Origin of the sequence: Pseudoalteromonas sp. 0303 (genome assembly GCF_013349995.1) — a bacterium.
Taxonomy (GTDB): domain Bacteria; phylum Pseudomonadota; class Gammaproteobacteria; order Enterobacterales; family Alteromonadaceae; genus Pseudoalteromonas.
In genome coordinates, this window is record NZ_JABVXF010000001.1 from 225,760 (window position 1) to 244,370 (window position 18,611).

An 18,611-nucleotide genomic window follows, 5' to 3' on the forward strand; every position below is an offset into this window, starting at 1 on the left:
AGTGTAGACCTAGCTTAAAAGTTGCGTATGAACATAGATACCTCGGATTATTTGTCAGACATTATTGAGCTTCTACTCGATGCAGTATGCGTAGTTGATGCCAAAGGCACGTTACTTTTTACTAATCCAGCCTTTGAAACAATTTTCGGATACGCGCCAGAAGAAGCCATCAATAGAAACATGCTCGACTTTGTCTATCCAGAAGACAGAGCCAAAACCATCAATGCCATTAATCAAATTGTGGTCAATGATCAGCACCCACGATTTGAAAACCGCTGGGTTAGAAAAGATGGCAGAGTAGTGCATGTTTTGTGGTCTGTTTATTGGTCAAAAGAAAAGCAAGTTAGAGTAGCTATTGCTTATGACATTACAGAGCAAAAAAAGCTCGAACAAAAACTGATTTATATGGCAGGGCATGACCCTTTGACCGATCTTCCCAACCGCAGTTTCTTAACCACCCAGCTTGAAGAATCATTGTCGATTGCGAACACCATTTCAACCGTGATTGCAGTACTGTTTATCGATATTGATGGCTTTAAGCAAGTAAATGATATTCATGGTCATGGCGCTGGCGACAAACTATTAAAAACCATTGCCATGCGTATTCGTCATGTTCTCAAAAAAGAAGACAGTGTAGGGCGCTTAGGTGGCGATGAGTTTGTAGTTATCCTCAATAGCATTAAACACAAAAAAGACGTCATCGAAATGGTTGATGAATTGATAGCTGAGATTTGCCAACCCTTAATTTATAACGATGCAGAGCTTATTTACTCGCCAAGTATTGGTGCTGTATTGTTCCCCGAGCATTATGGTGACGCAGAATATCTCATTCAGTGTGCCGATAAAGCCATGTACAAAGCAAAGTATGAAGGGGGTAATCGCATGGTGTTTTATAATGAAGGAATAAAGTTACCCGGCGCTAAAAGCACAGGGTAACTTTGGAGTGAACGCAGTGTTATTTACAATAAGTACTTGGCACGCAGGATTTGAATGTCTTCATCGCTTACGTCTAATTCAGCTTGAATGTAATTAAGTACACTTCCGTGTTGCTGCTCCATGCTCTCAATTGCAGATTCAAGTAAAGGCTGAGTGACCCCTTTAAGTGGCATCGCTACTTCTTTTGGTAGGCTGGCAAAAAACTGCATCATTGCTGCATATTTTGGGTCCATTTTGCCAGTGTCTTTAGCAAGCATATTTTCAAAATCGAGGTAGTCGTTTGATGCAAGATAGTCATTCATAATTGTCTGTTGATCAACGCCTAGCACAGTTAAAATCAATGCAGCACTGATACCTGTACGGTCTTTTCCTGCCGTACAATGGAACAATAAACCGCCGTCTTTATTTACTAAGCGGTCGAACATCTGTGTGTAGTTTTGCTTTTGGTCTTCTACAATTCGCGGGTACATTTGTACCATCACATTTTCGAGCTTTTCACGGCTTAGGTTAGGGTCACGAAGAACTTTGCCGATTTGTCCCATATCAAAGTCCATTTCGTAATCACGGTCGATGATTTCAACCTTATCAGCAGCCCACACTGTGACTTCTGAATCTCGCTCTGAATTAGCACGAAAATCAACAAGGGTATCGATATTTAAGTTATTGATAAGCGCATAGTCGTCGTTTGTTAGATTCGCTAAAACCCCAGAACGGTAAATTTTGCCCCATTTTACAGTGCGGCCATCTTGGGTCTTGTAGCCGCCTAAGTCGCGGAAGTTACGGCCACCTTCAAGTGGAATTAGTCGCGTTGTGGTCATAGTTACTTCACCATTTTCTGGTTTTACAAAAAAGTAGTAACGCTGATGCTCATCACTTGGTGACCAATTAAATACATTGGTAGAAATATCATCAGCAATGAGTATTGCATTCGTTAAATCGGGTGTTGTTGATACCAGAACATCAACAGCTGCAGGGACATCTTGCTGCCAGCTAATTTGGTAGTTTTCATTATTAAAATTAGTTTGCGCAGATTCAATAGCGACTTTAGGCGCAGTTGCTGTGCAAGCTGCAAGTGTTGATGAGACTAAAGCAGCAATGGCAATCTTTTTAAATATTGTTTTCATGGTTATTCCTTAATTATTACTCGGCTCAGAGCGATTAAACTCTGAGCGGTAAATTCAAAAGTAAGTTAGAAGTTGATGCGAACACCCGCCATATAGCGGCGGCCGTAGCGTTCAATTTGGTTAGGAGTGGCTTCTGTGCCGATGTAACGCACGTCAATTTCATCGGTAAGGTTGTTGATGTTGGCGTAAAAACTCACATCTGAGCCATACACTGGCTCTGCTAATGTGTAACTAAGTGAAAGGTCTAAACGGGTTTGTGCAGCCCAATATTCACCCATGCTGTCGTTTTCTGTGGTTGATAACCAATCATCACGATACTGATAATTTAATCGCGCAGAGAATAGGTCGTTTTCGTAGTAAACCGAGCTGTTGAAAATCATGTCTGATGTGCCTGGTAAACTAAAGCTGCTACCTGAAAGCGTGGTAAATTCACTGTCTAAGAGGGTTAGGTTGGCAGAGAAACCAAAACCATCCCAACTTTCAGAGATAAAATCGCTGGCTTGGCCAATAAAGTTAAGCTCGATACCTTGGAAGTGACCTTCGTCACCATTGATAAACCCTGTGTATTTCCATTGCTCACCGGCAAATTCACTGATGTAGTTACCTGCATCTACATAGGTCGTATCCGCATAAATCACATCATCAATGTGTCGGTAGAAAGCGCCTACTGCAACAAGACTTGCATCGCCTGCATACCACTCTAATGACATATCAGCACCATATGAAGACTCTGCCTCTAAGAACGGATTACCCCCCGAGATGGTTTGCTCTGTGGTATCAATCGATGCTGATGCGCGCCATTCATTGTAAGTAGGGCGGCTCATACCCGTTGAAAGTGCGGCTCTGAATTTAACTTGATCAGATAAATCAACATTTAAATTCACACTCGGTAATATTTCGGTGAAGGTATCAGAATGTTCTCCTTCTGGACCACTGCTGGTGTAGTCAGTACTTTCAATACGTACCCCACTGACTAAAGAACCCCATTTGAATTGATTGGTCACCATGGCATAGGCTGTGGTGATGTTTTCATCAATATTTATTTTGCTGGCGTTATCTGGGGTGACTGTAAGTCCACCTGATGCGCTTTCTAAATCTGCTCTAAGCTGTTTATTGTCGAAGTAAGTGCCGTTAATGCTGTTTGTGAAATCTGTATGCCACGCTTGATCAGTTACATAGTCACTTGGATTGATCCCATATAGTGATCCCATGCCACCATTTGTGCCATAGCCCTGTGCTTCACGCTGGTCATGGCCTAGCCCCATTTTAAAGGTGTTGTTAAGCCCTGCGAAAGTAAAGTCAGTTTCTGCGTCTAGTTTAAATTGCAGGCTATCAATCGATAACGCACTGCCGTAAACCAGCAGCATTTCGTAGCCATAGTCTATATCGTTAAGTGAAGTGCCTGGTGCAAGGGTGACAATTGGGTCGTTAATATCTGATGCATCATAGCTTGCAACCGCCGCGCCATATAAACTGTATGGCATGGGTAAAAACACGTCGTTTTCGGTTTTAGTGAAGTTTGTTCGCGCTTCTAAAAACCAATCACCTAATTGGAGATCAGCGCCGAGTGTGTTGGTCCATGTTGAGTTCTCATACAAACCATACTCTAAAGAGCGGCTTACCATGGCAAGGCCTGTGCCTGTTTTACCTGCAGCTAGGTTGCTGCCCGCAGCTTCTGCACCGCCAGCAAAATCAAACACATACTGGTTGCGCTCTTCATGATCTTGGAATTTACTGTATAGCGTGCTGAAGAAAAAACGGTTCATTGAATCGTTCGGACGATATTCAAATCGGCCACCATAGGCTTCGTCTTCACGTTTTACTTTATAGCTACGCATATCAAGTTCGTTAACTAGAAGCTTTGAATCCACTTGTTCTAAGTCGAATTCGCGGTTATCCGTGATTTGTTCACGGCTGTTTTGTGATGCGAATAAACTAATACCTACATTTTCACCAGACCATGATGTTCGCACTGAAAACTTACTAATATCGCCATCCCCTAATGCTTGATTACCTAAACCTACATCAGTGGCTAGTGAGAAACCTTCAACATCAAACGGGTTAAAAGTTTCGATATTAATAAAACCAGCAATCGATTCGCCTGGCATATCAGGCATAATTGCTTTATTGGCAGATAAACGACTAGTAATAACAGACGGGAAGCTGTCAAAACGCGGAATACGGCCATTTTCAGCGCCAGGAATGGTCATGCCATCTATGGCAATTGTGGTGTAACGAAATGGTGCACCGCGAAAGTTTATATAGCGTGCTTGGCCTTGATCGCGTTCAATAGCAAGGCCTGGAACGCGACCTAAAGAGTCTGCTAAGTTTTGGTCAGGAAAGCGGCCAATGGTATCAGCAGCAACAATATCAACAAAGTTAGAGGCAGATTGCTTTGCCATAATAGCTGCTTTTTGGCTGTCTTTGATAGGGGATGCAACAGCAACGACTTCTTCTATTTCGTTATAGTCGTTTGTTTGTGCTGCATAGCTATACGACGATGAACAGGCAAGTACTACGCAAGCCGCTAATCGATTTCGAGCAAATGGTGTCACTTGAATACTCCGGGTTATTTTGGATGTTTTAAAAAGTTGGGCAAAGAATGGAATAGAAATATTGCAGTTTGGTTAAACCGGCATCGATATAAAATACAGGGATATCTTTTAAATTTTTGTGATTATTAAACAATGGGTTGGTAATTTTTAGAGATGTCTTTTTGATTAATTTACTTAACCAAATAAGGGGACATGAAAAGTTAAATTTGATGTTTTTATGACAAATAAACTAACCCAAACGCTTTTCATAAGTTTGTAATATAAATGCTATAAATTAGTCACTTAAAAGACACTTTTAACAATAAAAAATGCCACGTAATTTTGTTTTCACTATTTTAAGATTGCTTATTGCCACACTGGTTTTACTGCCTACAATGGCGTTTTTAAGCCAGCAAACAATTGAGCCTGTGGTTTTAAAAGAGCAATACAGTTACAGCTGCAAAGTAAAAAATACGAGTGGTAAAAAGCATTTTCATATTTATATGCCGACCAATTGGCAGGTTGAAGAGTTTGCGCAGACCTTATGCGATACGTTGCTCGCTAAGCAGAGTTTTGAAACTGTTACTGTGTCTTGGCAACCCAGAGAAATGCTCAGCACAGAACAATTACTCAGTGACAATTATGCGCTTTTTCTAAATCGTGATTATGCCTTAAGTGGTCTACTGCCAAATTGGGATGATTTTTATACAGCAATATTAAGCTTGCCAAGTTATCAGATTTCGTGGTTTTCACATCAAGACAATATGCAGCTTTCAGCAAATTCATTAAAAAATAAACGAATAGGTTTACTCGAAGACAAGCGCAGTGAGTCTGGTTATTTAGCCCCTATGAGTGAATTAAAACAGTTTGGTCATGGGCTTGATAATGCACAATTGGTTTTTTACCCGAATAGAGAAAGTTTGGTTAATGATTTCTTGGCAGAAAAACTCGATATTATTCCGAGTGTCGGTCACCATGGGCAATTAAAGCGTTGGCCAGCTTCAAAAACACAGCCTTTACAGCATGTTTCATCAACCTTATCTTGGTACCTTAATAATCAATATGCTGATTTAGCGCCGCCCCTTGTAACCTATTTACAGCAATATCAGTCAAGGCTGTTAAAGGTTCATACCACGCATCCTTATAGTCTCGATAAGGGGCTAAGATGAATTACTTAAAAGCCCTTGTATTATTTTTACTTATTTTTGTTGGGCTGATTTATTTATCTGGGCAAAATGCTAAGCAGCAACTAATGATGACACTTGCAGAGCAGCTTCCTCAGGTTGTTAACCCTTCACTCAATAATGCCATAGATGAAAGCCAAGAACTTTCGCGCATGAGCCACTCACTATTAGATGATTTGCATGACATTACTTTTGTATCAAAGCTACCGGGGGATTTAGTTGCTTCTTTGACTGTGACTGAATTAAACCTAAGTAAAATACAGCTCTCAGGAAGTGACACACTTAACTGGCTATTTGGTAATCACGCACTCTATGCAAGCATTGATAGTTCAGTTAACTTTAACTATTGGCTGGTGGCTTTTTGGGCAAGCGCATTTACTGCAGTAGGTCTACTTATTGATTATTTGTTCAAGTTTATATTTAAGCTCCAGACTAACAGGCAAAAAGTACCTATACCCGATCAATTAATGACTGCGGAAGATAAGTTAAGCACTGCTATTGAAGAGTTACGCTGGTTTGATGGTTTAAAGCAACAGGGTTTAATAAAGGGTTTAACGGCACAGCAAGAATTACAATTGGCATCGCTTAAAGAGCAGCAACAATGTTGGTTTAGCATAGGCCTAAAGCAAGGTTTAAACATTGAACAAGCATTAAAAGCAACAGAGGCTGATGATGCGTTATGCTTTGACTTAGCAAATCAACAAGTGATTATCCATGGAGTGCCTATCCGGCTTTCAAAGACACCTTTACTTTATTATTTTTGGTATGCAAAAAGAAAGTTTGAAGCCGAGCCTGCTTATTTAAATCCGCCACAGGGTAAACCTGATCATAAAAATGGCCAGCAGCTAGCCAAATTAATGCAGCAGTATGGTGGTCACCAAAAAGCGATACGTGATCTTAATGAAGGCTTAAAAGGTAAAACCTTAGATCAAAACCGCAACAAAATTAAAACTGAGCTGCAACGCGTGCTTGAAGGATTGGCATGTGATTATCTTTTTGATAGTGAAAGGGACGAGCGAACTGCTCGCTATCGTTATAGCTTGAAGTTACCAGCGTCTAAATTAAAGCTTGGCCCGTAGTTTTAACCTAGTAATTTGTCTTCTAACTCATAACTATTGCGCGAAATGAAATATTAGTTAGCCTTTAATGATTCATTGAAGGAGTGAAACTATGTTTAAGCGTAAAATAATAACAACAACGGGTGCTTTGTTTAGCTCATCGCTGTTATTGATCTCGGCAGCTCATGCCACAACACCTCAATATAAAGATCAACAAGCTTTGCATGATATTGCAAATGCCGTTTCTAAAGCACGTATAGAGCAAGATATTCAAAAGCTGGTTGATTTTGGCACTCGCCATACTCTCTCTGAGACGAAATCAAATAAACGTGGTATTGGTGCTGCAAGACGTTGGATCAAGTCTGAGTTTGAGGCGATTTCTAAAGCCTGCGGTAACTGCCTAGAAATCATCGAAGTAAAAGACACTATTTCTGGTGAAAAGCGTATTCCAAATCCGGTTGAAGTTGTCAATATCGTGGCTATTCAGCGCGGTCAAGTTGATGCGAACCGTATGGTTATGATGTCGGGTGATATTGACTCGAGAGTGTCTGATGTAATGGACTATACCTCAGATGCGCCAGGGGCTAACGATAATGCATCTGGTGTGGCTGGCGTGCTGGAATCGGCGCGTGTTTTATCAAAGTATAAATTTAATGGCTCAATTGTTTATGCAGCTTTATCTGGTGAAGAGCAAGGCTTGTTTGGCGGTAAAATTTTAGCTAAATATGCACAAGAGCATAATTGGCGTGTTCATGGTGTTTTAAACAACGACATGATTGGTAATTCAACCGGCATTAATGGGGTAACAGATAACACAACTGCACGTATCTTCTCTGAAGGCACTCGCGTTATAGAAACCAAAGAGCAAGCCCATAAACGCCGTTTTACAGGTGGTGAAGTTGACTCTGCAAGTCGTAACCTAGCGCGTTACATAGATACAATTGCAGATCGCTACATTGAGAATCTGGATACCATGTTGGTATATCGACTCGATCGTTTTGGTCGAGGAGGGCATCACCGTCCATTTAACGATGTTGGCTTTGCAGCTGTGCGTATAATGGAAACCAACGAAAACTATAATCAACAGCATCAAGACTTGCGTACTGAAAATGGTATTACCTACGGTGACACCATTGACCATGTTGATTTTGCCTATGCGGCGAAGTTAACGTCACTTAATGCAGTGACAATGGCTTCAATGGCATGGGCTCCAGCGCCACCAACGGGCGTTAGTATTTCAGGTGCAGTAAAACCAAGTACAACATTAGCGTGGCATAAAAGCGATGATCCAACGGTGGTCAGTTATAAAATCTATTGGCGTTACACGAGTGAGCCACAATGGCAATTTAGCCGCGATGTTGGCAATGTAACCGAAGCAACCCTTAAAAATGTTGTTATCGATAACTACTATTTTGGTGTTGCCGCTGTAAACAAAGACGGTATTGAATCACCAGTTGTCTTTCCTGGTGATGTTGGCGCGTTCGAATGGCCAGAAAAATCAACTAAATAGGAATCGTTAAGTCATAGCGGACACCACCCAGTTCGCTATGAACAGCTGTAATATGCCAGTTATGGGCTTCGACAATTTGTTTCATTGTTAATAAAGCTGATTAAAATTAATGCTTATTGCAGGCACCTTTAAAGTAAAGCAAATTAACGTCGACTGTGATGCTGGCAAATAGTGCCTTAGAGCTGGTGGCAGAAGTTTGGTTTTATGATTCTCAAAATGAACCACTGCGTTTTGAGTGGCAATATGATGGGGAGCAATCAGCGGTGTTCACTATTCGTTAAACATGAGTGATCGATATTATGTCTTAGTCAGTTTAATTCTAATAGACTGAATATTTTCAACAGCTTGAAAGAGGATTTTGTAATGCAATATATCGAAGAGGTACTGCAATCAGTTAAAGAGTCTAATCCAAATGAGCCTGAGTTTTATCAAGCTGTTGAAGAAGTGCTTTCATCAATAAATCAGGTAGTAGAAGGTAACAGTGAATATCAACAGCAGGCAATTCTAGAGCGGTTAGTTGAGCCTGAAAGGCAAGCAATATTCAGGGTTCCTTGGCTTGATGATAACGGCAAAGTGCAAGTTAACCGTGGTTTTAGAATCGAATTTAGCTCAACTCTAGGCCCATATAAGGGAGGCTTGAGATTCCATCCGAGTGTTAATCAAAGTGTGGTGAAGTTTTTAGGTTTTGAGCAAGTTTTGAAGAATGCACTCACAGGGTTGCCATTAGGAGGCGCTAAAGGCGGTGCTGACTTTAACCCTAAAGGAAAAAGTGACAATGAAATTATGCGTTTTTGTCAGTCATATATGACTGAACTCTATCGTCACATAGGTGCTAACACAGATGTTCCTGCTGGTGATATTGGCGTTGGGGCGAGAGAAATTGGTTATCTATTTGGTCAATATAAACGGATCACTAATCAATTTGAAGGGGTACTAACTGGTAAGCCTGAGATTATGGCAGGTTCTTCACTGAGAACAGAAGCAACTGGCTATGGTGTTGCATATTTTTTAAGTGCCATGCTAGATGCTAAAGGCGATTCTTTAAGAGGTAAGCGATGCCTAGTTTCTGGTGCTGGTAATGTAGCATTGTATTTGATGGAAAAGCTTGACCAATGCAATGCTGTTATTCTTAGCTGTAGTGATTCAAAAGGGACCTTGTATTGTAAAGATGGGCTTGATGTGGCTCTTGTAAAACACTTAAAAAATGAACAAGGTGCTGAGCTTAGGGATTATTTGAACGAGCACAAAGATGCTGAGTTTACGCCTGTAAATCAATACCCTAGCGACGGACATCATGTATGGCGATATGAGGCGGATATTGCACTTCCTTGTGCAACTCAAAATGAAATTACCGAAAAAGATGCTGAAGCTTTGGTTGAAAATGGCTGCTCTGTTGTATGCGAGGGTGCAAACATGCCGACCACAGCTGATGCGTTAAAAGTGTTTAAAGACAATGATGTATTTTTAGGTCCAAGTAAGGCTGCAAATGCTGGTGGAGTTGCTACCAGTCAATTTGAAATGGCTCAAAATGCCAGTATGCAAAAGTGGCGAGCTGAGCAAGTTGATGAGAAACTTCAACAAGTTATGAAGTCTATTTTCGATACAATTTCAGCTACCGCCAAACAGTACTCGAATGAACATGACTTGGTCCTTGGTGCGAATATAGCAGGGTTCGAACGAATTGCAGATGCAATGTTAAAACAAGGAGTTGTGTAATAAATAAAAGACATCCATTTTTTATAAAACGAATTAAAGAGACATCCATTTTTATAAAAAGACACCTAATTTTGGTAGTAAAAAGCTAGATAGTCACAGCTTTTGGTTGAGTTCATTTATGTACAAATTATGTTTAGTTCTTTGTTGTTATTTAAATTTAAAAATTAGCTATTTAATTCTAGATGAAATTAAATTCAGTACGTAGAAATTTTCTATTTTTTAAAATAGATGAATAAAAGTAGTAAATGAAAAGTTTAAGTGTTTAGCAAAACAAAGCTTGGCTATTAGTTATTGAGCTTCTTCGTTTTCGCTTCATGTGATTAGTATAAGCTGTGATTGCTTGTTCTTTACCTGCAGTATTTTTAAATGAGCGGGTAAAGGAAGTGGTGAGTGTAAGCCAGTTTTCTGTACAAATGTTTAACCTTTCGAGTATTGGTAATGCCTCTTCTGGGATTTTCCCGCGCTTATCTTCTCGTATTGAGCGGCCAGTCCAATCAACGAGTTGCAGATATGTCTTGAGCTCAAATGGTAGTCCCTTAGGCATATGTTTACGAGGTTTACCTGCAAAGCGCATAAGCGATGTTGGTTGCTTATTATTTTGAGCTGCATTAATTCTAGATTTAATACTGGTGTAGTTAGATTGCTCAGGTAAATCGGCCGCTTTTGCTCTTACTGGGTTTAAATCAACATAAGCAAGGCATGCAGCAAGTGCAGCTTCATCAAGTAAAGCTTGTGATTTAAAGCGACCTTCCCAAAATCGTCCTTTGCACTCATCCTCTTGATTCGCTTTTCGTGCAATGCTCTCATTAAGAACTCGCATAAACCAACTAATGCTGCTTAGCCTTTCTCTATATAAATTTACTCTGACATTAACCGCAGCGAGCTCTGCTTGTGTTAGCAATTCGCCATTTAAGAACCGTTGGCAAAGGAATGTACTTTTGAATAATTTGTGCCACCTAATTAGAATCGCTTTATTATTGAGACGCTTAGCTTTTGCTATATCGATGTGCAGGACTAGATGAGTATGATTACTCATTACAGCGTAGGCACAAATATCAATACAAAATATCCTGCCAAGTTGAAGTAGTTTCTTTTCAACCCAACCCCGCCTATGTTCATATGAACGACCCGTTAGTGGGTCTTGTCCGCACAAATAGGCGCGACGAACGCAACGTGAAATGCAGTGATAATAAGGCGTGTTTGAAACGCTAATTAAGTTTCTACGTGGGGTTGCCATGCTCTTCTCCTCCATGAATTGAACAATTTAAGTTTAGTCATAATTTTGTGAAGTGAGAAATATTAAGTTGGGTGTCTTCTTAAATTTATTCTTTAGAAATGAAGCTCGGTTAACTCCTTAAATAAATATGGGCGTCTTAATTTAATATGGGTGTCTTAATAAATTAAAAAGCTCAGCGGTGCTGAGCTTGGTTGAAATTTGAGAGTATTTTTCAAGTAAATGATTACGAAAAGGCTTTTTCGCTTAGGAGTTCTTGCATTTGTTCGCGCATTTTAAATTTTTGAAGTTTGCCTGTTACTGTCATTGGGTATTCTTCAACAAAGCGGATGTGCTTTGGTACTTTGAAATAGGCTAGTTTATCTTTTAAGAAATCACGAATGGCATTTTCATCAAGTACTGCATCATCTTTAGGTTGGATCCAGGCACATACTTCTTCACCGTATTTTTCATCGCTAATGCCAAATATGGCTGCATCTTGAATACCAGGGTAGGTGTAGAGAACTTCTTCTATTTCTCTTGGGTAAATGTTTTCACCACCACGGATGATCATGTCTTTTATTCGGCCAACAATAGCAACAAAACCATCTTCGTCCATCACACCTAAGTCTCCAGAATGTAACCAACCGTCTTGATCAACTGTTGCTTTCGTTTTCTCTTCATCATTCCAATAGCAGCGCATAATTCCAGCACCACGACTACATACTTCACCCGGTATGCCAACTTTTTGAATATCACCCAGCTCGTCGATAATTTTCACTTCAGTATGGGCTAATGCACGGCCCACTGTGGTAACTTGTTTTTCGAGAGGCGAGTCTGTTTCGGTCACGTTATTGATAGGGCTACACTCAGTTTGGCCATAACCAATTACAACTTCTTTCATATGCATTAATGAGTGAACTTTACGCATAACTTGCTCAGGGCAGGTTGAGCCGGCCATTACGCCTGTTCGTAGGCTAGATAAGTCATAGTTTGCAAAATCTTTAAGCTCTAACTCGGCGATAAACATAGTTGGAACACCATGCAGGCCGGTACAGCGTTCCTTTTCAACAACTTCTAGGGTTGTTTTAGGGTCGAATGAATCACCCGGAAAAACTGCGGTAGCACCTTTACTTATACATACTAAATTGCCAAGCACCATACCAAAGCAGTGATATAGCGGTACAGGAATACAGAGTTTATCCTCATGTGTCAGCTTCATCGCTTGGGCCATCAAAAATCCGTTATTGAGGATGTTTTTATGCGATAAGGTCGCTCCTTTTGGATTACCCGTAGTACCAGAAGTAAATTGAATATTGATATCTTGGTCACAATGTAAAGTGGCAGCTATTGCATCAAGCTCTAGCTTTTGGGCATCTGTTGCGCGCTGCATGATATCGCTGAAGCTAAACATGCCAGTAGCAGGCTCATCACCAATACGAATTATATTTTTTAGATGTGGCAGGGCGTTTAAATTTAATTCACCTGCTTGTGAATCTTTAAGTTCCGGTGCGAGCTCATTGAGCATGCTTATATAATTACTGGCTTTAAATTCACTTGCTGTGATAAGTGTTGAACACTCAACACTATTGAGTGCGTATTTTAATTCGCTTGGTCGGTATGCAGGGTTGATGCACACCATAATTGCACCAATCTTGGCTGTAGCAAATTGGGTTAAGCACCATTCAATATTGTTAGGAGACCAAATACCAACCCGGTCGCCAGGTTTTACGCCAAGTGATAATAATCCCATTGCTAACTGGTTAATCTGCTGCTGGTATTGTCTATAGGTTAATCGGATCTGTTGATGATGAACCACAATTGCGGGGTGATCAGGGTAATTGTCGACAATACTGTCAAGGTACTGTCCAATTGTTTGTTCTATCAATGGAATGTCTGTAAGGCCTTGATAATAGCTTTGAGTAAGTGGAAGCGCATTACAGTGTGTGTTCTTTGTCTGCATTGTATTCTCCGTGTCCGGTTAATTTGTTGTCATGGACTTGATGCAAAAGAATTGAAACAATCATTTAGAATGATTTCAAAACATGCGTACCTGATTAACTAAACATAGATTGTCGACAAAGAAAAGCTTTATAAGACTAATGTACAGAGTGTAATTTTAATAAAGCAGAATAAAGAATGGGTTTTGAGGTATAAAAAAACGTGCCGTAGCACGTTCTTTTAAGAATAAGCAGAAATTAAGCTTTTGGCTCATCTTGCTTATAAGTTTTACGCATGATGTACACGTAAGCACTAATGAATGCGTTTTCTTGGAATTTTTTCAGGCCAGTGTCTTCAAAATCAATAGGTACTGGGTTGCGCTTAAGCTGCTCTTTGATCTCAGTTGCAGATAAAACTTGCACATCTAAGTGCTCGATTAACTGAATAGCCGTTTCCATTTTGAAACCTTTCGCACTACCAGCGAATTTACCTTTAGCTTGGCGCTCTTTGATTGCTACAGAGTCAATTTGGTAATCTTCCATTAATTTTTTGAAATCAAATTGGAATTTACGCATTACTTCTGTGTCATTACCGTTACCTAAGGTAAAACGTGTTTGTCTGACATCACGGATATCAAATACGTCATTGTCTTTGGTTAAAATACACAGTAGTACGTCGCTACCTGTAATTTCTACACCGCATGTTCTCATGGTCATTCTCTAAATAACTTAATTTGCGCAATTATAGCAAGTAACGTTATGAAAAACAGTTGCTTTAAAAATGAATTTTTATAGCGATAACACTATGGTCACTTACACTAATGTCTTCGGTCAGTTGTGTAGGGGAAATATGCTTGTCATAACTTTCATAGTCGAGTGCTTTCACCTTTGAAACTTGGCAATCGGGATTAAAATGTGCAGAGGCAAGAATATAATCTAGTACATTACCTTTACCTTGGTAATAATGGCTAAAGGGTTTGTTTTTATTATCATAAAACGAGCGGCTAAACTCGTAGCTGTCGGTTAGGCCAACAACGGGTTCGTTATGTTCTATGCAGGGCTCACAGCGTGTAGGATGAAACCCTTGTGTCATAAACGATAAAGTAGGGCTAGTAAGTACATCGTTAAAGTCACCCATAACGAGCGTTGCACATAGCTTTTCGCGTTGGGTTTTTAGCGCATCATAATAAACAATAGATGCTTCCAATGAACGCGATATTTGAGACTGCATGGTACCCACAGTCTGGTGTAACAACTGCAGCAACGGATCTTCAAGGTTATGAATATTAAGAATATGCGCCATTGATTGCACACGTTGTGACTTAAAGTGAACAACATAAAAACAGACTTCACCAAAATCAGGTAAATCAATGATGCATTTAATCGGAGTGCGGTTAAATTTGAACTCATTTTGATTGTTTAAGTACTCAAGTAATTCAGGGCATGGTGTCAATGCATCGGCCGATTTAAACGGGTATTTACTGGCAATCGCAACCACAGGATTGAATAACACTTGCGGATAAAGGCTATCATGGGACGGGCTATCGACCGTTTTAAAATAATCATATCCCGCTTCTTTGCATTGCACTTCTAGAGCATGCTGACTAAACACTTCTTGAAACGCCACCACATCAGGGTTTGCCTCATTTAAGAAATTAGCTACAAACAATTGTTTTTGCTGCCATTGCGTATTGTTATAGCGTTCATGTAATTGGTAAAACGAGTAGGGTGGCGCGGTGTAATTTAATAAATTAAACGTTGCGAATTTGAACGTACGCGTGTTTGGCATTTTCATCACTCTAAAAGTACTGACTCACTAAGTATGAAATGACTTAACTAATTGTCAATTTAGTCTTCTAACTACTTGTATTTGAGAACGCGAGCGGCGACAATAGCTGCTTGTATTTGCGAAGACTCAGTAAATACAAGCTTAAATAGCAATGCTTATTCGTAAAAGCGTTGCAGAGTTACATAAAATTTTTTTTAAAAATATTACATGTGATGCATTGTAGGCATCACCACTGTATTAAGGATTTATAATGCCAGTTATTACCCTCCCTGACGGCAGTCAGCGTAGTTTTGAAAACCCAGTAAGTACATATGACGTAGCGAGCGATATCGGTCCAGGTCTTGCCAAGGCAACGATTGCAGGCCGTGTTAATGGTACTCGTGTTGATGCATGTGACTTAATCACTGAAGATGCGCGTTTAGAAATTATCACAGCAAAAGATGATGATGGTTTAGAGATTATCCGTCACTCATGTGCGCACCTTATTGGTCATGCAGTTAAGCAGCTTTTCCCTGAAGCAAAAATGGCAATCGGTCCGACCATCGATAACGGATTCTATTACGATATCGATATGGAACACTCTTTAAGCCAAGATGATTTAGATGCTATCGAAAAGCGTATGCTTGAGCTTGCTAAAACAAACTACGACGTTGTTAAAAAGACCGTAAGCTGGCAAGAAGCACGCGATACTTTTGAAGCGCGTGGTGAAACCTATAAAATGGAAATCCTAGACGAGAACATCGCGAAAGATGATCGTCCAGGCTTATACCATCACGAAGAATACATCGACATGTGTCGTGGTCCACACGTTCCAAACATGAAGTTCTGTCAACATTTCAAAATCATGAAAGTGGCAGGTGCTTATTGGCGCGGTGATTCTGAAAACAAGATGCTGCAACGTATCTACGGCACTGCATGGGCAGATAAAAAGCAACTTAAAGCGTATTTAAAACGCTTAGAAGAAGCTGAAAAACGTGATCACCGTCGTATTGGTAAAGCGCTTGATTTATGGCACTGGCAAGAAGAAGCGCCAGGCATGGTGTTTTGGCACAATGATGGCTGGAGCATTTACCGTGAACTAGAAGACTTCGTTCGTGAAAAATTACGTGAGTACGATTACGAAGAAGTTAAAGGCCCATTAATGATGGACCGTGGTTTATGGGAAAAATCAGGTCACTGGGACAAATACGCAGATGCGATGTTCACAACTGAATCTGAAAAGCGTGAATACGCAATCAAACCAATGAACTGTCCGGGTCACGTACAAATCTTTAACCAAGGTTTAAAATCATACCGTGATCTTCCATTACGTATGGCTGAGTTTGGTTGTTGTCACCGTAACGAACCATCAGGTGCATTACACGGCTTAATGCGTGTACGTGGCTTTACTCAAGATGATGCGCATATCTTCTGTACTGAAGAGCAAATCATGGATGAAGTTTCTGCATGTATCAAAATGGTTTACGACACATACGAAACGTTTGGTTTTGAGAAGATCGTTGTAAAACTATCTACTCGTCCAGAAAAGCGTATCGGTGAAGATGAAATGTGGGATAAAGCTGAGCTTGCGCTAGCTGATGCATTAAAAGCAAACGACATTGAGTTTGATTACCTACCAGGTGAAGGTGCATTCTACGGTCCTAAGATTGAGTTTACACTCTATGACTGTTTAGACCGTGCATGGCAATGTGGTACTGTACAGCTAGACTTCGCATTACCAGGTCGTTTAGGTGCAACTTATGTTGCTGAAAATAACGAACGTCGTACACCAGTTATGATCCACCGCGCGATTTTAGGTTCAATTGAGCGTTTCATCGGTATTTTAACTGAAGAATACGCTGGCTTGTTCCCAACGTGGCTTGCTCCTAAGCAAGTTGTGATCATGAACATCACGGATAAACAAGCAGATTATGTGCAAGAAATTGTACAAAAATTAAATAAACTTGGAATTAGAGCCGCTGCTGACTTGAGAAATGAGAAGATTGGCTTTAAAATCCGTGAACATACGTTAAAACGTATTCCATATTTACTTGTTGTTGGCGATAAAGAAGTTGAACAACAAGAAGTGGCAGTACGCACTCGCACAGGTGAAGACCTAGGCAAATTTAGTGTTGATGATTTCGTTGCTAAAGTAAGCGAAGAAATTAAAAATCGACAATAAATCATGAGCGTGTAGGGCAAAACAAACAGCCAACTACACGCTTTTTATTTTATATTCTTGGAGGATCGTACCATTAGAGGCGGCAAGAAAGGGCAACAAACAGCTCAAAAAAATCGTATCAACGAAGATATTACAGCTAAAGAAGTTCGTTTAATTGGCATCGACGGCGAGCAAGCTGGCATCGTGTCATTAAAAGAGGCGCAAGCTATCGCTGATGATGCGGGTGTAGATCTTGTAGAAATCAGTCCTAATGCTGAGCCACCTGTTTGTAAGGTTATGGACTACGGTAAGTTCATCTTTGAAAAAAGCAAAGAACTAAAAGAACAAAAGAAAAAGCAAAAGCAAATCCAGGTTAAAGAAATCAAATTCCGTCCAGGTACGGATGAAGGTGACTACCAGGTTAAGCTACGCAACTTACGCAAGTTCTTAGAAGCGGGTGATAAAGCTAAAATCACTATCCGTTTCCGTGGTCGTGAAATGGCTCACCAAGAAATTGGTATCGAATTATTAAACCGTGTTAAAGCCGATTTAGAAGATGTTTCACAAGTTGAATCATTCCCAAATCGTGTTGAAGGTCGCCAGATGGTTATGATGATGGCGCCTATTGCTAAAAAGCAATAAACAGGGTATATTACGCACCGATTTTATTTCAGGTCTGCAAGTAACAGTTTACTGTTCACCTGAAATAACCGGTTATTAAGTAAGGTTGCACTGCTTTTGTAGTGAACCTTCACCGGATTATGGCAGTAAGTTAGGCCTTAAAAGTAGAGCTATTTTTATATCTCTCGCCTGCTTGCTAATTTTTAAGCAATACATTTGGAGTTATTGCAATGGCTTACAAGCTAAAAACTCACAGAGGCGCGGCTAAGCGTTTCAAGAAAACTGCTTCTGGCGGTTTCAAGCGTAAACAAGCGCATCTTCGTCACATTCTGACTAAGAAAACTTCTAAGCGTAAATTACACTTACGTCCTAAGATGATGGTTCATAAGAATGACCATGGTCTAGTTTCACGTATGTTACCATTCGCTTAATAGGAGTCTTCAGAAATGGCAAGAGTTAAACGCGGTGTTATCGCACGTGCACGTCACAAAAAAGTTTTAAAGCAAGCTAAAGGTTACTACGGAGCACGTTCACGTGTTTACCGCGTAGCTTTCCAGGCAGTTACCAAAGCGGGTCAATACGCTTACCGTGACCGTCGTGCTAAGAAACGTACTTTCCGTCAACTTTGGATTGCACGTATCAATGCAGCAGCTCGTCAAAACGGTCTTTCATACAGCCGTTTTATCAATGGTCTTAAAAAGACTTCTGTAGAAATCGATCGTAAGATCCTTGCAGATATCGCTGTTTATGACCAAGTTGCATTCGCAGCGCTTGTTGCAAAAGCAAAAGAAGGCCTAGCGGCTTAATTTCGCTTTTCATAAAGTTTAAAAAGGAGCCTTGTGCTCC

General features: G+C 40.3%; 16 protein-coding genes. 10 read left to right on the plus strand and 6 right to left on the minus strand.

Features of this window, described 5'->3' with window-relative positions; all coding sequences use genetic code 11:
• The first annotated feature begins 27 nt into the window (after nucleotides 1–27).
• Nucleotides 28–936 (plus strand): GGDEF domain-containing protein, encoded by a 909-nt coding sequence (locus HUS62_RS01080; protein ID WP_175078260.1) that lies wholly within the window; start codon nucleotides 28–30, stop codon nucleotides 934–936.
• A gap of 23 nt (nucleotides 937–959) precedes the next feature.
• Here the strand turns inward: HUS62_RS01080 and HUS62_RS01085 are convergent, their stop codons facing one another.
• Nucleotides 960–2,060, minus strand: a complete 1,101-nt coding sequence (locus HUS62_RS01085) for a tyrosine-protein phosphatase (RefSeq protein WP_175078261.1) — start codon at nucleotides 2,058–2,060, stop codon at nucleotides 960–962.
• A 65-nt stretch (nucleotides 2,061–2,125) separates the two neighbouring features.
• Nucleotides 2,126–4,615 (minus strand): TonB-dependent receptor, encoded by a 2,490-nt coding sequence (locus tag HUS62_RS01090; RefSeq protein ID WP_175078262.1) that lies wholly within the window; start codon nucleotides 4,613–4,615, stop codon nucleotides 2,126–2,128.
• 308 nt (nucleotides 4,616–4,923) lie between these two features.
• Here HUS62_RS01090 and HUS62_RS01095 point away from each other — a divergent pair, with 308 nt between their 5' ends.
• From HUS62_RS01095 to gdhA, 5 genes are all read left to right on the plus strand, one after another.
• A complete protein-coding gene (locus HUS62_RS01095) occupies nucleotides 4,924–5,763 on the plus strand; it encodes a hypothetical protein (protein WP_175078263.1) in 840 nt (279 codons plus the stop codon).
• Nucleotides 5,760–6,857: a hypothetical protein gene (locus HUS62_RS01100; protein ID WP_175078264.1), complete on the plus strand. Its 1,098-nt coding sequence runs from the start codon at nucleotides 5,760–5,762 to the stop codon at nucleotides 6,855–6,857. The genes HUS62_RS01095 and HUS62_RS01100 overlap by 4 nt, the downstream gene beginning before the upstream one ends.
• Before the next feature lie 91 nt (nucleotides 6,858–6,948).
• Nucleotides 6,949–8,346 carry a M28 family peptidase gene (locus HUS62_RS01105; RefSeq protein WP_175078265.1) on the plus strand — a complete coding sequence of 466 codons (1,398 nt, stop codon included), beginning with the start codon at nucleotides 6,949–6,951 and terminating at the stop codon, nucleotides 8,344–8,346.
• Between the two features lie 158 nt (nucleotides 8,347–8,504).
• Nucleotides 8,505–8,627: a hypothetical protein gene (locus tag HUS62_RS22995; RefSeq protein ID WP_258536698.1), complete on the plus strand. Its 123-nt coding sequence runs from the start codon at nucleotides 8,505–8,507 to the stop codon at nucleotides 8,625–8,627.
• Nucleotides 8,628–8,709: 82 nt separating this feature from the next.
• Nucleotides 8,710–10,062: an NADP-specific glutamate dehydrogenase gene (gene gdhA / locus HUS62_RS01110; RefSeq protein WP_175078266.1), complete on the plus strand. Its 1,353-nt coding sequence runs from the start codon at nucleotides 8,710–8,712 to the stop codon at nucleotides 10,060–10,062.
• A gap of 262 nt (nucleotides 10,063–10,324) precedes the next feature.
• Here the strand turns inward: gdhA and HUS62_RS01115 are convergent, their stop codons facing one another.
• The 4 genes from HUS62_RS01115 to HUS62_RS01130 all read right to left on the minus strand — a co-directional run bounded on the left by HUS62_RS01115 (nucleotide 10,325) and on the right by HUS62_RS01130 (nucleotide 15,004).
• Nucleotides 10,325–11,299 (minus strand): transposase, encoded by a 975-nt coding sequence (locus tag HUS62_RS01115; protein WP_175078267.1) that lies wholly within the window; start codon nucleotides 11,297–11,299, stop codon nucleotides 10,325–10,327.
• 223 nt (nucleotides 11,300–11,522) lie between these two features.
• The gene (locus HUS62_RS01120; protein ID WP_175078268.1) at nucleotides 11,523–13,238 is read right to left on the minus strand and encodes an AMP-binding protein; all 1,716 of its coding nucleotides are present in this window, start codon (nucleotides 13,236–13,238) and stop codon (nucleotides 11,523–11,525) included.
• Nucleotides 13,239–13,473: 235 nt separating this feature from the next.
• On the minus strand, nucleotides 13,474–13,926 hold the full coding sequence (locus HUS62_RS01125; protein ID WP_175078269.1) for a DUF3010 family protein: 453 nt from the start codon (nucleotides 13,924–13,926) through the stop codon (nucleotides 13,474–13,476).
• 64 nt (nucleotides 13,927–13,990) lie between these two features.
• Nucleotides 13,991–15,004 carry an endonuclease/exonuclease/phosphatase family protein gene (locus HUS62_RS01130; protein WP_175078270.1) on the minus strand — a complete coding sequence of 338 codons (1,014 nt, stop codon included), beginning with the start codon at nucleotides 15,002–15,004 and terminating at the stop codon, nucleotides 13,991–13,993.
• 250 nt (nucleotides 15,005–15,254) lie between these two features.
• Here HUS62_RS01130 and thrS point away from each other — a divergent pair, with 250 nt between their 5' ends.
• The 4 genes from thrS to rplT all read left to right on the plus strand — a co-directional run bounded on the left by thrS (nucleotide 15,255) and on the right by rplT (nucleotide 18,571).
• Nucleotides 15,255–17,165 carry a threonine--tRNA ligase gene (gene thrS, locus HUS62_RS01135; protein WP_054561407.1) on the plus strand — a complete coding sequence of 637 codons (1,911 nt, stop codon included), beginning with the start codon at nucleotides 15,255–15,257 and terminating at the stop codon, nucleotides 17,163–17,165.
• A 57-nt stretch (nucleotides 17,166–17,222) separates the two neighbouring features.
• Complete coding sequence (infC, locus tag HUS62_RS01140) at nucleotides 17,223–17,786, plus strand: translation initiation factor IF-3 (RefSeq protein ID WP_082389338.1); 564 nt, start codon at nucleotides 17,223–17,225, stop codon at nucleotides 17,784–17,786.
• 209 nt (nucleotides 17,787–17,995) lie between these two features.
• Nucleotides 17,996–18,196, plus strand: coding sequence for a 50S ribosomal protein L35 (rpmI, locus tag HUS62_RS01145; RefSeq protein ID WP_054554888.1), 201 nt, complete (start codon nucleotides 17,996–17,998; stop codon nucleotides 18,194–18,196).
• A gap of 15 nt (nucleotides 18,197–18,211) precedes the next feature.
• Nucleotides 18,212–18,571 (plus strand): 50S ribosomal protein L20, encoded by a 360-nt coding sequence (gene rplT / locus HUS62_RS01150; protein WP_036968189.1) that lies wholly within the window; start codon nucleotides 18,212–18,214, stop codon nucleotides 18,569–18,571.
• The last annotated feature ends 40 nt before the right edge of the window (nucleotides 18,572–18,611 follow it).